The sequence below is a fragment of the Bdellovibrio sp. 22V genome (assembly GCF_030169785.1).
Taxonomy (GTDB): Bacteria; Bdellovibrionota; Bdellovibrionia; order Bdellovibrionales; family Bdellovibrionaceae; genus Bdellovibrio.
On the sequence record NZ_CP125854.1, the window covers coordinates 3,276,735 to 3,291,487 of the forward strand.

Below are 14,753 nucleotides of genomic sequence, written 5' to 3' on the forward strand. Positions count from 1 at the left end.
GGAAGGCCCGTGACATCTCGATTTTGCATCTTTGCTTTAGCTTCCCTGCTTTACTTTGCTGTCTCTGCCGAAGCCGCGACTGTTTCTGCCGTTAAAGGGCAAAAGGTTCTGATCAATCTTGAAGGCGACGTGGTTGCTCCAGGTGACGAGTTTTACTTGATCAATCCAAGTTCAGATAAAAGAACTGCGATTATTCGCGTGAAACAAGTCAAAAGCGGCAAAGCCCTTGCTGAAATCGTCAAAGGCCGCGCAGCTAGCGGTTATTCTCTGCAAGCGAAGGCAGCCTCCCCGATCAGTGCGGATGTGCCACCACCGGGCAGTGAAGAAGACACCTCTACAAAGCGGGATGCAAGCACTCACCTTCGTGTTTTGAAAGACTCTTACGGCGTTATGGGCGTTATCACAATGAACAGCATGACAGCCGATATTCGCTATCTGGATTCAGGAACAGGCATCTTACAAACAGCCAGTGCAACGATGAACGGCAACGGTTTTGGCGTGGATGGTTTTTATGACTACGCTTTTAGCCGCGACTTTGTCGGTCATGCCGTCGCTGGTATTGAACAGTTTAACGTTTCCGGAAGTGCCTCTTCAGCAGCCTGCGGAGGCACGACAAGCTGTGACGCCAAAATCAATTATCTCTCTTTTTATGGTGTGATTAAGTGGTATTTAATCCAAGGAAAATACCGCGGCTGGCTTGGTGGGGGATTGGGTTATCTTCTGGCCGTTTCAAAATCCAGTTCCGCTTTGAACGAGTCGCAAATTTCGACGAATCAAGTTTTTAACGCCAACGTCGGTGTCGACATTCAACTGAATCGTCGCAACTATATTCCCGTAAGTCTTGAATACAATATGTTTCCGTCTTCGGATACTGTGAAAGCCAGTCAGATGATGATCAAAGCGGGCTGGGCTTGGAATCTGTAGTTTCGTTTTCATCCTCGGGCAGCCAAATCACAAAACGCGTCTTGCCTCCCGCATCGTCCAAATAAAATTTCCCGCCGTGCGATTGAATGATTCCTTGAGAAATACTCAAGCCTAAACCGACGCCCTTACCCACTTCTTTAGTTGTAAAAAATGGCTCCATGATTCTTTCGCGCAAATGATAAGGCACGCCGGCGCCACTATCCATCACACTGATTTCCACGCCGCCCTGTTTCTGGCACGCTTCAATCACAACACGTTTTTCTTTGCTCGCCAAAACGGCGTCCAAAGCATTGTTCAAAAGATTCAGAACCACTTGAGAGATTTGATAGGGTCTTACGTGAATTTCCAAGTGCGGTTCGATCTGGGCCTTCAGCTCAACGCCTTCGATACGGAACTTCTCGTGACAAAATGACAAAGTGTCGTCGATCAAAGATTCTACGCGCACCCACTCTTTTGCACCTTGATCCGCTTCCCGCGCGTAACTGCGAAGGCCACGAATGATTTTGGCGATTCTTTGCACCACGGCCTCAATAGAATCAATTTTCTTCACCATGTCTTCTTCTTTATCCAGACCGCGATTCTGCAAATGGCGACGTAAAATTCCAACGTGGCCGTTGATGATCGCCAAAGGATTGTTGATCTCGTGCGCGATGCCGGCCGCCATTTCCCCGAGTGACGCCAACCGCGACGATGCCAGGATTTTTTGCTCCTGCTCCTGCAAAAGAAGCTCGCGCTGACGAAGCTCTGTTACGTCTTCGAAAATTCCAAGGTAGCCTGTCGTCTGCCCCGCTTCGTTGCGGATTTCGCTGGCCGACAGCACCATTGAATATTTTTTCCCGGAACGGGAAATCAAAGTCCACTCACTGGCTTTGTAGTCGCGGACTTGGAAAAGCGCTTTGAAGAATTCGATGTCCAGCCCGATAGGACGTCCTAATTCCGCCACCATCTTATCGCGAAACTCCATGACTTGTTTGACGTCATGATAAATCCACGGTGTTTCTTTGCCTGCGAGTTCCTCGGTCGTATAACCCAACATGCGTTCGGCTGTGGCATTCATCTCGCGAATAAAACCTTTTTCATCCAAAGAGATCATCAGAAAAGCCGAGCTGTTCATGCTCGCTTTTTTCCATTCAAATGCTTCCTTCGCTTCTTTTTCAGATTCGCGTGCCCGATTGTAAAAGCTCAATGCAAGTCCCAACAAGGCCGAGACACTCACCCCGAACAACAAAACCACACTTGGCATCGCGGAAGAGTTTTCCCGAATTGTAGAGGCTTTCGGAACAAGGAGAATTTCCCAATCAACGCCCATATTGGAATAGTGCGTGCGATAAGTCCAACTGCCGGGCAAGTTCTTGTCGATATCGCCGATGGAGTAAATTCTTTTGCCCTTTTCCAGAATGGCAAGATCGTATCCCTGATTGTTCAAAACGCGCGTAAAGAAAGGCTCTGCCATGACGGCCGCGGACACGACGCCAAGGTATTTTTCGTCTCGGAAAATCGGTACGAGTAAAACAAAACCTTTACCGCCGGAACGCAACTCAAACACGCGGGAAAGAAAAGGGCGCCGCTCTGAATACACACGGCGGTAAGACTCCAGCACACCCGCCTCAAAACCGACACTGGTATTTAAGACAAGCTTTCCTCCGTCTGTTAGAGGATATACCCAGCGCGCCACGCGATTTTCATCGGACCACAAAAGGCGACGAAGTCCCTGGAACTCGTTGAAGTAGTTTTCAGCGTCAATACGCCAGTACTTTTCTGAAAGATAGGCCCCGGAAGCAAATCGATAAGACATTTGTTGCAGGGATTTTTCCAGAGGATAAAAAACATTATCCAAAGAACTCTTCAGCGATTCCCCGCGAATATGCGTGATACTTTTATTTCTATCGAAATCGCGCATCACGAGAAGATGCCAGATGAGAACCGACGTTAAAATCCCGACGATCAAAACATAAAAAGGCACAAGCGCATTTTGTCTTTGCGTGACACTGCGGATTTGCAACCGTTTTTGCCACAAAAGCGCCAGAGCCAAAAGCAACAAACATCCCGCCGTATGCGCGGCCATCGCCAGAAAACTTCCCCACGCGTATTTCGCGTCGAAGTTTGCAAAGTAGCTAAGCAAACTGATCGTTGAAAATCCGACAACAAGAGTCGCCGCCGTCGCACAAATAAACTGGTGGGAATTCACGCGGCGTTTATAAAAACCCGCAAAACTTAAAATCAGAAAACACACCGTCGAACTCAAACTCATCCGACCGGGCGTTTCTGTGGCCGTGCCCAGCAAAGGCTTGAAAACCAAAGTGTCGATACCCCAGTTTTTTCCGGTGATGTACTGGCCAAGAGTGATCGCGGAAACAATGAAAACGAAGGCTGAAGCCGCTTTGGCGTAACGGGGATCTCGCTCTGAAAACAGAATTCCCAAAGCATAAATGCCCAGGCACAACGCCGTATTAAAAACCATCGGAGGATAATCAGGACGAATTTGGATCAGCGTGATATCGCGCAGAATCCACCCAATCATGACAATGATCGACACCAGGAAGACAACACTGGCAAAAATAAAATGCAGCTTACGAGAAATCTTAGTGGATAACACGAGTGACACCAATGATCCCTTTGATCTTTTGAATCTCGTAGATTGCTTGATTCAATTGGCTGGCGTCGCGAACACTGACTTCAAAATGACAAACAGCTTTCTTATCTTTCGTGGTTCTGATTTGCGCGGACTGGATATTGATTCCTTGCTGCGCAAAAGCTTCAGACATCAGTTTCAAAAGACCCGGAACGTCTTGAGAAATAATTTTTAGACGGACGACACGCTCTTGGCCTTCACCCGCTTGTTTCACATTCCAATTCACGTCGACTTTACGAAGCTGATCGAACTCGAAAGCTTTGCGGCAGTCGCTGCGATGAATAGTGATGCCTCTTCCGCGGCTGATAAAACCCACAATTGGATCGCCCGGAATCGGATGACAGCATTTTGCATAGTGCACTAAAACGTCGTCCATGCCGTCAACACTGATCAAAGAATTTGTTTTACGTGTTTTTTGCGTCGCTGCACGCATGACTCTTTCCATGAAGGAAGAGTCTTCCGTTTTTGCCGCCTCTTTGGCGATATTTTCAGGCGACAATCGCTCGACAAGAACGCGCGTCTCTAACTTTCCGTAGCCGACAGTCACGTACAACTCATCAAGATCCGCCAAACCGTGATCTTTCAAATAACTTTCAAAAGCCGGTCCTTTAAGATATTTCGCAGCCGCCATACCGAATTTGCGGAATTCTTTTTCCACCAATTCTTTTCCCAAAAGAATTGCGCGACGGCGTTGTTCTTCCTTCACGAAGGCGCGAATTTTTGATTTGGCTTTATTCGTAACGACGAACTTCAACCAGTCTTTGGAAGGCTGTTGCGTTTTGGACGTAATGATTTCAACACTGTCACCGTTTTGCAGTTGGTACTTCAGCGGTACCATCTTGCCGTTCACCCGCGCGCCGACACAGCGGTTGCCAAGCTCCGTATGCACGGCATAAGCAAAATCGACCGGGGTTGCGCCTTCCGGGAATTCACGCACGTCTCCGGTCGGAGTGAAAACGTAAATTTCCGTTTCGAACAAGTCTGTCTTCACGGTATCCAAGAACTCATCGGGACTGCGCACTTGTTGGTGCCAAGTCACGAGATCACGCAGCCAATCGGCCTTTTGGAAGTCAGAGTCGTCGAGCATTTTGCCGCGCTCTTTGTACTTCCAGTGCGCGGCGATCCCGCGCTCTGCCACAAGATGCATCTCTTGCGTACGGATTTGAATTTCGATGCGCTCTCCGCCCGGCCCGATCACTGTCGTATGCAGAGATTGATAGTTATTGGCTTTCGGCATGGCGATGAAGTCTTTAAAACGGCCCGGAATCGGTTTCCACAAAGAGTGCACCAAACCCAAGACGGCGTAACATTCCGCCACGGTTCCAACAATCACACGGAAGGCAAGGACGTCGTACACCTGATCGTAATCGATACTGCGCGATTGCATTTTACGATAGATCGACCACAAGTGTTTTGAACGGCCAAACACTTCGTATTTGAAACCGGCTTTGTTCAACTCTTTAGAGATCATCGACTTCACGTCATCGATATAACGATTCTGTTCCGACTCTGTCTTTTTGATATGCTGAACAAGTTCATAGTACATATCCGGGCGATAGTAACGGAAACACAGATCTTCAAGTTCAATCTTGAGAGAACTGATACCCATACGGCCCGCAAGAGGACAATAAATTTCCAAAGTCTCAAGAGCAATGCGCTCTTGTTTTTCAAACGGCATGAAATTCAAAGTCCGCATGTTGTGCAGGCGATCGGCGAGTTTTACCAAAACCACGCGCACGTCTTTACCCATCGCCACGATCATTTTGCGAATGTTCTCGCCTTGCTTTTCGTGACTGTTTTTGAATTTCATCTGCCCGATTTTTGTAACACCGTCGACAAGATGAGCGATCACATCGCCGAACTCGCGACGAATATCTTCCAGAGTTGCATGCGTGTCTTCCACCGTGTCGTGCAAAAGACCTGTCGCAATTGTGTCGAGATCAAGATGAAGATCCGCAAGAATCGCGGCGACAGAAAGAGGATGCGAAATATAGGGCTCACCACTGCGACGAATTTGCCCTTCGTGAGCTTTCTCTGAAAACGCGTAAGCTTTTTCAATCACCTTCAAATCTGCATTCGGATAGAAATTGCGAATGCGACCTAAGAGATCCTCTAAGGTCTTCACTGGCTTTTGACTAACTCCGCTCTCTTTCAGGAACTCAACCATATATAAAAGCTTACCTCGAGAGACTATCGGCTCCAACTAAGTTTTCCTTAAGGTCCTAGTTTTATTAGCATTTTCGGAAGGCCAACGCGGGATCAGCCATAAACAAATAGGATCGTTTTAACGCTGCTTAATGCGAAGTTTTCGCGGGGTCTGACAGGGTAAAGAAGCCTGACTGCCGGGGAGGGCTGAAACGAAAAAAGGAGGTTTTTAACCTCCTTTTTAGAATCCCTTTAGGATGAGCCTCAAAAACTACTTATTGAGGTCTTTTTCGATTTGGCGAGTCGCCTCAGCATTGTCCATAGCATCGAGGTAACCGACGTTACCGATAGCTACTTCGCGAAGAGCGCTCACAATATACTTGTTAGAACGAGTAGAAACGGTGGCTTCAGCCCCTTTTAGAAGTTGCTTCGCTCTTTTCGCTACCATCAATACAAGAGCAAATCTGTTAGGTACTTTTTCCAAGCAATCTTCAACAGTTACACGAGCCATTATGCCTCCAGAGTCCAATGATCAAACGAATCAATTCGGCCAAGTTACAGCTAAGCTAGCAATTTTTCAACGATATTTTTAAATTCAGCGTAGGAATGTTCAAAGACGTCGTTCACGATCTGATAGTCGAACTTAGACGCCTCTCGGATTTCTTTTTCCGCGTTGGCCATACGGACCTCGATATCCGCAGGCATGCCCCCGTCTCTTTTTTCAATGCGACGACGCAATTCGTCGATAGATGGCGGCAAAATAAACACGGTTTTAGCATCTGGAAACTTGGCTTTGAAGGTCTCGACACCCTGAATGTCCACGTCCATAATCGCGCATTTTCCCTGATTCCAGGCGCTTTCTATCGAGCTGTAAGAGGTTCCATAAAAGTTCGTATGAACCTTGGCCCACTCAACAAAAAAACCCTCTTTGATCTTCGCCTGAAAATCCTCAGAAGAAATAAAGTGGTAGGGATGGCCGTCACTCTCGCCTTTACGCATAGAACGAGTGGTGTAAGTAATAATGTCCACCAAGCGAGGATCTTCCTTGCTGAGCCTTTCGACAAAACTACTTTTTCCTGCGCCACTCGGAGCGGCGACGATAATAAGACGTGTCTTCATTGAACGTTTTGTACCTGTTCTCTTAATCTTTCGATGAGGGTTTTTGCTTCTACCACGGCATGAGTGATCTTGGCTACCTGAGACTTTGAACCGATTGTGTTCACTTCGCGGAGCAGCTCTTGCGTGTAAAAGTCCAGCTTCTTACCTTCCGCCTGCTGCGAACCTACCAATTGACGGTAGTTTTTAATGTGCTCACTCAAACGCGTGAGTTCCTCATTAATGTCGGCTTTTTCAAGCTGAATCACGATCTCTTGTGAGAGACGAGTCGGATCAATGTCATTTCCTTTAAGACGCGCGCGGATTTTCTGTTCGAATTTATCTTGAAGTTGCGCATTGGCTTCGCCGCGTAACTCACTGATAACTCTCACTTGTTTTTCCAGAGCCAAAAGAAGCTTTTCCAGATCTTTGCGCAAAGCTTTTCCTTCACGCGTGCGTTCACGATCACAATTGCGACAAGCTTCGATGAAAGCTTTTTTAAGAACTTTATCTTCGCCGGTGAAAAGCTCGTAGGTCTCTTCGACTTTGATAATCTCCGGCAAGCGCGCCAACACTTCAAGATGCACTTGAAAAGGCACGCCCAACTCTTTGGAAAGATGTTTGTACGCCGTCATGTACTTCTTCGCCAAGGCATCGTTCACGGTCATTTGCGCTTTGTTCGCGGCATTACGCACGCGACGGGAAACAAACACGTCAACAGTGCCACGCAAAAGAGTGCTGCTCAGAATTTTTTTAAGTTCGGCTTCCATCGCCACGAATTCGCGCGGCAAATGAAAACGAGGCTCTAAGAAACGGCCGTTGACCGAACGAATGCTCACTTCAACGCTGACGTCTTTTGTTTGAACTCTCGCGGTGCCGTACCCTGTCATGCTTTTCATAATATCTCCATTCTGAAATCAGGCTTTGTCGCGGTCAAGAAGTGAGAAATTTCTCGACCAGAGCACGAGCTTCGGGAAAGCCAGAGTCCCCCGCAAACCAATGAATCTCTTTATCTCTTTGAAACCAAGTTCTTTGTCTTTTGGCGAGCTGGCGAGTGTTCTTCGCAATCTCTTCGAATAACTGCTCCGAACTCAACTCGCCCTTCACATGCGCGATGGTTTCTTTATAACCCACACTGCTCATCGGAGCCCATCTCTCTAGACCTTCATCGAGAAGCGCTTGGACTTCAGCGACAAGACCCTGCTCCAGCATTTTCTTTGTGCGCAGATCAATACGTTTTTTAAGAACGTCGCGGTCCCATTGTGGGCCGATTTTTAAAAGCGGATAAGGAAATTGCGAACGTGAAGAGGCAAACTCCTCCTGAATCGCCGTAACACTTTTTCCCTGACTGCGAATCAATTCGATCGCCCGTCCGATCCGATAGTGATCGGAAACGTGAATCTTCGCCCCATATTCGGGATCTTTCAGCAAAAGTTCGCGATGAAGTTTTTCCGAGCCGCCTTCTTGCGCCAATTCATCCGCCACCGCTTTTTGAATTTCGGCAGGAACAGGCACAACGGGATACATGCCTTTTTCAATCGCCATAAAATAAAAACCGGTGCCGCCCACAACAAAAGCGGGCGTATTTTCAGGGAGCTTTTCCATGAGCTCATGAAAATCACGGCTGTACTGCCCGGCGGTCATTTCCTGCGGAGGAGAAACATAGTCCAAAAGATAGTGCGGAACCAAAGAGCGCTCTGCGCGCGAAGGTTTCGCCGAACCGATGTCCAATTTTTTATAAACCTGAACAGAGTCGCAGTTGATAATGACACCGCGAAATTCTTGCGCGAGCTTGAGCGCCCAATCGGATTTTCCGGTGGCGGTAGCTCCCACAACAAAGATAACGGGCTTTTTGGAGTTCTTCATCAAACGATGCGCCCGAAATCTTTTTCCAGTTTAAAGAACGGATACTCGACACTCACAGGTCGCCCATGCGGGCAAAAGCTTGAAAGCGGAAACATATCCATATCGCGCAAAAGACTTTTCATTTGTTCAAGTCCCAACGCTTGTCCCGCGCGCACGACCGAATGACAAGCCATTGTCGCACAGATATCACCCACAACCCGCTCAAGAGAGTAACTTCCCCCCTGCTCGACGATTTCAGAAGCCATTTTATCCAAGACGGAACTGAGGATGGATTCTTTAATCATCAACGGCGCCGCTTTCACACCGATCGTTCCGGGACCGAGGGCTTCAATAAAAACGCCTAAACGTTCAATTTCAGAAGCGAGCGCAACAAGGGCCTCCACTTTTTCCGGAGACATATCAATCGCCAACGGGAAAAGGAAATCTTGCACGTCGACTTTCCCGCCCTTCCAGGCGCTCATCAGTTTTTCAAAGACCACCCGCTCGTGAGCCGCATGTTGATCGACGAAAACGATTTTATCGCGCGCTTGCGTGACAATGTAAGTAAGATTTGCTTGCCCCAGAACTTCCAGTGAAGACCAATACCCGCGCGGCTCTTCGGGATTTGCGCTCACCGTCGCCGGCGGCCCTGACATTGCCGGCCCCTGCTGGAACGTCTCGCGAGAAGCGGCGGCATCCGCCAAAGTTTTGTAATCCATCTTGGGCTGCTGAACCGTCGAAGGAAAATTGAAATCTTTTTTCTGAAACTGCGTCACTGTCAAAGAAGTGTCTTCGAAAGCCAGATTTTCTTTGGGCATCGCTGGTACGACATTCGCAAAATTAGGCAAACCCTGCGTGCTAGTATAATCCGCCGCAGACACATCCGCCAGCGGAGCAAGAGGTTGCGGTCTTTGCTCTTGCGGCAGCCAAGGCGCTTTTTCCAAAGTGCCACGCAAAGCCCCGGCGACAGCACGGAAAGCCAAAGAAGAATCTTGGAACTTCACCTGCGATTTTGTCGGGTGAATATTCACGTCGACACAATCAGGATCTGTTTCAACCCAAACAACAGCGATCGGATATTCCCCGTGCATCAGCAGATTGCGATAAGCTTCGTTCACCGCCGCCTGAATACTGCGATCTTGAATCCAGCGGTTTTGCGCGAACAACCAAATGTTTTTCGCCGTCTTCGCCACATTGTGAGGATCCGCGAACACCGCATACGCTTTGACATTCTCGCGCGAAGCTTCGCCTTCAAAGAGAGGTTTGATTTCTAGAATCTGCTCGACACGGTCTTTGCGCGATTTGCAGGCCGGCCAAAAACTGACCAGCTTGCCGTTTTCCTGGATGCGAAACTCGACATCAAAGTGCGAAAGAGCCATCGCTTTCAAAGTCGTTTTGATCGCGGTATTTTCGGCAGCATCGGATTTAAGAAACTTTAAACGTGCCGGAGTGTTTTCAAAAAGATTTTCAATCAGGATGGTCGTGCCTTGCGAGCCACCGACTTTATCGAGATCTCTTTTTTTGCCGTACTCACTGACCAACTGGTGCGCCTGCTCGTCGCCTTCGCGACGCGAAGTTAAAGTCAATTTACTGACAGCCGCAATACTCGCCAGCGCTTCACCACGGAATCCGAAAGTGCGCAGCTTCCACAGATCATCTGTTTTTGAAATTTTACTTGTTGCGAATCTTTCCAAAGCCTTCGGCAGATCCTCGGGCGACATCCCTTTTCCGTTGTCGATCACTTTAACAATTCGCCCGCCATCAAAAAACTCGACATGCACGCGCGTGGCGCCCGCATCGATACTGTTTTCTACAAGTTCTTTAACGAGATGAGCAGGACGCTCCACCACCTCGCCAGCGGCAATTTGGTCGACGACTTCAGGAGATAGGACTTGGATTGACATAGAGGGAATTTGCATGAGGAGACTGCGCAAGTCATCCCTGAGTACGGTGCGCAGTCTAAATTTCAGGCCAAATATGCTGTGCGTTAAAACTCCCAGCCGAGGTTTAATCCCAAACCGTAATAACGTGAACGTTCCCAATAATATTTGGCGTCCGTTCGCAGCGACACGGGCCCCAGGCGGAATGCCACGCCAAGATCAAACACGGCCCCCAAACTCATATCGTCCGCAGAGTAAGAAATCGTTTTCGTTCCATTCGGAAGTTCAAGGTTGAAATGTGAGTATTTAAACATAGGACCGAAGCCATAATAAAACAGCATCGACTTTCCTTTGGGCAAAACGGTTTGCAGCAAAAAATCGGCGATGAAAATAAATCCATCCGCACTTTTTCCTGTTTCATCCGCATAGTAGCTAGGAGCTGACGGCGCGAAAATAATATTCGCGTCCGTGTAAATGTCGCCCGTAAACATCGTGTTGAAGCCGTTAAACTTTACACCATAAAATATCATACTCGCGGAGCGCTCTTCACCCATTGTGTCTTCGGTGAAGTTGATCATTTCAATATCAAGACCGCGATAGCGAGATGCAAAGAAGGGTTTACGGCGTTTGTCTTTTTTCTCTTCCGAGGGCTGGTTTTTTTCCGGTTCTGCTAGTTTGATCACTCCCGGCTTTACATCTGTATCAGCAATCCAACCCGTCGTTCCCGGCTTCAATCTGATTTTGTAAAACGGTCCTTTTTTCTTTGTGGAAACGCTGTAAACACCACCCCTTTTCAGAGTGGAAATCACCGGCGCATCAAAATCCGCATCTTGATAAACCAAAGCACCTTCAAGCATCACAGTCGCCTGTTGCGCTTGCGCCCACACAAATACCGGAAACAAAAGGAAAACAAAAAAGAAAGATATAAAAGCTGCATGACGGGCCCCTATACGAGGCGCAAGGAGAAAGCCGTACATCGTACGGCGCCGACGCGGCAACAAAACAGAGAGGCCCGGCAGGTGGCTTTTATTTAAAGCGCATGAGCCAGACACGATAGAATGCCTCTAAGACAATTTTGAGGGACATCTTACTTTGCCCCACGCGACGGTCTTCAAAAACGATCGGCGATTCCGCTCCCTTGAAACCCTTTTTAAGAGCTTTGTATTTCAATTCAATTTGGAAGCTGTAACCATTCGACTCGACAGTCGCGAGATCAATCGCGTGCAAAACTTCTTTCTTCCACGCATTGAAACCGCCCGTCCAATCGTTCAACGGAAAACCTAAAATAAGGCGCGCATAAATACCGCCCCCACGGGAAATAATCTTACGTAAAATTCCCCAGTTCACCGTGCGACCGCCCTGTATATAGCGGGAGCCCACAGCGAAATCATGAGTTTCCAGCTTCTTAAGCAAAGGTCCCAAATCCTCTGGACGATGTGAGAAATCAGCATCCATTTCTGTGATCGCTTCAAAACCGTGATCCATACCCCAACGGAAACCGGCGATATACGCTTTTCCCAAACCTTGTTTGCCGGGACGAGAAAGCAAATGCAGCTGTGGAAGAGTTTTTTGCATTTCCTTTACAATAGCGCCCGTACCATCCGGGGAGTTGTCGTCAACCACAAGAATTTCGACGCCAAGATTCTGTGCCAAAACTGCAGGCACGATGTTCTGAATGTTTTCTTTTTCATTGTACGTAGGAATAACGACCAGTGTTTTCATGCCCCCTTAACCTGTCATAAAGAGGCCTGGTTGTCTATCTTTAGATCAAATTGAACGGGAGACTAAGCGGCCTTTTTCCTTAGTTTGCAAGGCTTTCGCTTTCTCTGCGGGAATTGCGGGCAAATTAAGCGGCTTTGCGAGTAAATATTTAGGATCTTGCTTACGCATATCCAATTGCTCTTTTACTTTTGCCGCCGCGGCCTCAGGATTTTTCAAATACATCACCGGATCAAATCCGCACTGGCGGCAGACCACGGAAAGACGCCAACGAATTTTCACGAAGACTTCTGAAATCGCCAAGCACACGACAAAAACAATCATCACACGCGGATCAAATTGTTGCCAGATCGCGAACATCAAAACCACCGAAGCCAAAGCACTTGCCAGGAGGTTCATAACAGAGATGTTCTTCTTGCGATAAATACGGCGCGGACTTTTACAAAACGCGCAGAAACAATTGTGACGTTGGGAGAAAAGAGCAAACATACTTTAAGTGTGCCAACAATGAGGTCTAGAACGAAAGATGAATTTTTGAAAAATGACAAAGCCTTGCTAGAATTAAGAAATGCAAATGTATAAAACAATCCAATTCGTTTTAGTCGCAGCTTCCCTTTTAACAGCTCCCACTTTAGTCCAGGCCGCATCCGGCTCCTCTGAGTATGAAGAGGTCAGCTACGATCAGCTTTTGAACGAACTGAGCGAGAAGAAGAACGGCTTCACACAAAAGCAAAACAGTTCTTTGGATGACGTTCGCTTGCACGCCGGGATCGGTTACGTAAATTCCTTTTCGAACATCTCTGCCCAAAAGCAAAACTTCAACCGCCATGCAAATGGGATTCAGCTATCTTTAGGCATGGATCTTTTCTCTCCGAATTGGTACTCCGAGGGTGTTTTCAGAAATTACGGCGTGAATGAATCCGGAACTGAAGAAATGACTTTGCGCGAGTTCGATCTTAAAGTCGGTTACACCAACCGCCTTGAAAGCATCTGGAAATACACTTTGAGCACAGGGCTTTCCAATCGTTTCTTGAAATTCAAAGACTCCGCCAAAGGCATCGACGTTGACGACACGACTCCTTCATTGGTGATCTCCACGGGCTTTAACGCTCAAGTGCACAGAAATCTTTCTTTAGGTGCCGAAGTCAGTGGTCGCTCTTCTTTGATCAACAGAACAGCGGATAAAAACTCCTTTGACTTTGCATTTCGCCTGACCACGTCCCTATAATGGGGCGTGGACATCATCGTATTCATTCTTTCAGTTGCCGTCTTCCTTTTAGGTCTCGCCCTTTTTTCCAATCGAGTGCGAGCCCGGCAAGAAATCCCCTTTGATTTAAAACCCAATTGTCTGCTGACTCGTTGGCCTTTGCTTTTTGTGACCGGCCCCCGCTCTATTTTTTATTTCAGTTCTTACTGGAATCTCTACACGTCCTTTTTAGCTGAACACGGTTATGAGGTTTTCACCTTGCACCTTCCCTGGAAGGACAGCGAAGAGCGCCGCGAACGTGTCGCGCATTTCTTGGACCAACAAGAAAAACACCAGCGCCGTTTTCATCTTTTCGTCGACACTCCGACTTTGACGGAACTCAAAGATCTTTTGGCGCAAAGAAAATCGCCGGCGGTGATAAGCCTTAGCGAAATCCGCGACGCCCATGTACCGGCAGAGCCCGGCTCCTTAAAAGGCTTCCCCCTCCCCTTGGCGGAGATTGAATGCCTGCCCTCTGGGAATGGATCTTTCTTTCTGAAACTCACGTATCGTTTGCACAAGGCTTTAAGCAAACCGGCTTTACCCTCTTTGAGTACTTTGGGCGCCGACAAAGACACGGCTGTCGCCAACGGCCTGCTGTTACTTGAAAGAGCGCAAGTTCTGGCGGAAATGGATTTACGGGACGACTTGTAAATCCCCTTGCTTAGCTGGCCTCAGAATGATGCAATAGAGTCATGAGCGACTACAGAGACGTGACACCGAATTCATCCTTTGAACCCGCGAAAGAAGTCTTTCGCTACATCATTAACTATCTCCGTCATCCTATTGAGAAAATAAAAACTCTCCCTGACTGGAGCTGGTCGACTCTAATCATCACTTTGATTGTGATCTCGATGACTTCGGGTGTGCTGACAGGGCTTGTGCCTCCCAACTTTTTCCGAATTGTTGGCGGGATTGTGATTTCTCCGATTGTGGGTGTGGTCACGACTTTCATTGGCGCTTTGTTCATCTACTATTACTTTCAGGTTTTTGAAAAGCGCACTTGCTCGATGCGCAAGATCTTCACTTTGATTTTGTTCGCGAACATTCCATTCTTTGCTTTTCAAGTGGGTTCCGAGATGATTCCACCCATCACGCTGGTGGGGTTTGCGTTCACAGCTCTTCTGATGGCGGTCGGCTTAACGGAAAACTTTCAAATGCAAAAACGCCGCGCGCTTCGCTTGGTTACGATCCTATTTGCCATTGTTTTCATTATCTGGCTCTGGAACCGGATTGATATTTCTCGTCTTGAAAGATTGGGATAAAA

The 14,753-nt window shown here is 47.8% G+C and carries 14 protein-coding genes; 4 read left to right on the forward strand and 10 right to left on the reverse strand.

Annotated features, from left to right (window positions below; genetic code table 11):
- Positions 1-9: 9 nt before the first annotated feature.
- Positions 10-924 (forward strand): hypothetical protein, encoded by a 915-nt coding sequence (locus tag QJS83_RS15870; RefSeq protein ID WP_284606314.1) that lies wholly within the window; start codon positions 10-12, stop codon positions 922-924.
- Here QJS83_RS15870 and QJS83_RS15875 read toward each other — a convergent pair.
- The 10 genes from QJS83_RS15875 to QJS83_RS15920 all read right to left on the reverse strand — a co-directional run bounded on the left by QJS83_RS15875 (position 896) and on the right by QJS83_RS15920 (position 12,729).
- Positions 896-3,529: an ATP-binding protein gene (locus tag QJS83_RS15875; RefSeq protein WP_284606315.1), complete on the reverse strand. Its 2,634-nt coding sequence runs from the start codon at positions 3,527-3,529 to the stop codon at positions 896-898. The genes QJS83_RS15870 and QJS83_RS15875 overlap by 29 nt on opposite strands.
- Entirely contained in the window at positions 3,507-5,723 is a 2,217-nt protein-coding gene (locus QJS83_RS15880; RefSeq protein ID WP_284606316.1) for a RelA/SpoT family protein, read from the reverse strand. Before QJS83_RS15880 ends, QJS83_RS15875 begins: the two co-directional genes overlap by 23 nt.
- A gap of 249 nt (positions 5,724-5,972) precedes the next feature.
- On the reverse strand, positions 5,973-6,212 hold the full coding sequence (gene rpoZ / locus QJS83_RS15885) for a DNA-directed RNA polymerase subunit omega (protein ID WP_284606317.1): 240 nt from the start codon (positions 6,210-6,212) through the stop codon (positions 5,973-5,975).
- Positions 6,213-6,262: 50 nt separating this feature from the next.
- Positions 6,263-6,820 carry a guanylate kinase gene (gmk, locus tag QJS83_RS15890; protein ID WP_284606318.1) on the reverse strand — a complete coding sequence of 186 codons (558 nt, stop codon included), beginning with the start codon at positions 6,818-6,820 and terminating at the stop codon, positions 6,263-6,265.
- Complete coding sequence (locus QJS83_RS15895; protein ID WP_284606319.1) at positions 6,817-7,695, reverse strand: YicC/YloC family endoribonuclease; 879 nt, start codon at positions 7,693-7,695, stop codon at positions 6,817-6,819. The genes gmk and QJS83_RS15895 overlap by 4 nt, the downstream gene beginning before the upstream one ends.
- 34 nt (positions 7,696-7,729) lie before the next feature.
- A complete protein-coding gene (miaA, locus tag QJS83_RS15900; protein ID WP_284606320.1) occupies positions 7,730-8,662 on the reverse strand; it encodes a tRNA (adenosine(37)-N6)-dimethylallyltransferase MiaA in 933 nt (310 codons plus the stop codon).
- Positions 8,662-10,545, reverse strand: coding sequence for a DNA mismatch repair endonuclease MutL (gene mutL, locus QJS83_RS15905; RefSeq protein ID WP_284606321.1), 1,884 nt, complete (start codon positions 10,543-10,545; stop codon positions 8,662-8,664). Before mutL ends, miaA begins: the two co-directional genes overlap by 1 nt.
- Positions 10,546-10,628: 83 nt before the next feature.
- Positions 10,629-11,423 carry an SH3 domain-containing protein gene (locus QJS83_RS15910; RefSeq protein ID WP_284606322.1) on the reverse strand — a complete coding sequence of 265 codons (795 nt, stop codon included), beginning with the start codon at positions 11,421-11,423 and terminating at the stop codon, positions 10,629-10,631.
- A 124-nt stretch (positions 11,424-11,547) separates the two neighbouring features.
- Positions 11,548-12,243: a polyprenol monophosphomannose synthase gene (locus QJS83_RS15915; RefSeq protein WP_284606323.1), complete on the reverse strand. Its 696-nt coding sequence runs from the start codon at positions 12,241-12,243 to the stop codon at positions 11,548-11,550.
- A 45-nt stretch (positions 12,244-12,288) separates the two neighbouring features.
- Positions 12,289-12,729: a hypothetical protein gene (locus tag QJS83_RS15920; RefSeq protein ID WP_284606325.1), complete on the reverse strand. Its 441-nt coding sequence runs from the start codon at positions 12,727-12,729 to the stop codon at positions 12,289-12,291.
- A 79-nt stretch (positions 12,730-12,808) separates the two neighbouring features.
- On the opposite strand from QJS83_RS15920, the gene QJS83_RS15925 reads away from it, so the two are divergent.
- The 3 genes from QJS83_RS15925 to QJS83_RS15935 are packed head-to-tail and all read left to right on the forward strand — an operon-like array spanning position 12,809 to position 14,751.
- The gene (locus QJS83_RS15925; RefSeq protein WP_284606327.1) at positions 12,809-13,468 is read left to right on the forward strand and encodes a hypothetical protein; all 660 of its coding nucleotides are present in this window, start codon (positions 12,809-12,811) and stop codon (positions 13,466-13,468) included.
- A gap of 6 nt (positions 13,469-13,474) precedes the next feature.
- On the forward strand, positions 13,475-14,140 hold the full coding sequence (locus tag QJS83_RS15930) for a hypothetical protein (protein ID WP_284606329.1): 666 nt from the start codon (positions 13,475-13,477) through the stop codon (positions 14,138-14,140).
- Between the two features lie 41 nt (positions 14,141-14,181).
- A complete protein-coding gene (locus QJS83_RS15935) occupies positions 14,182-14,751 on the forward strand; it encodes a YIP1 family protein (protein ID WP_284606330.1) in 570 nt (189 codons plus the stop codon).
- Positions 14,752-14,753: the final 2 nt, after the last annotated feature.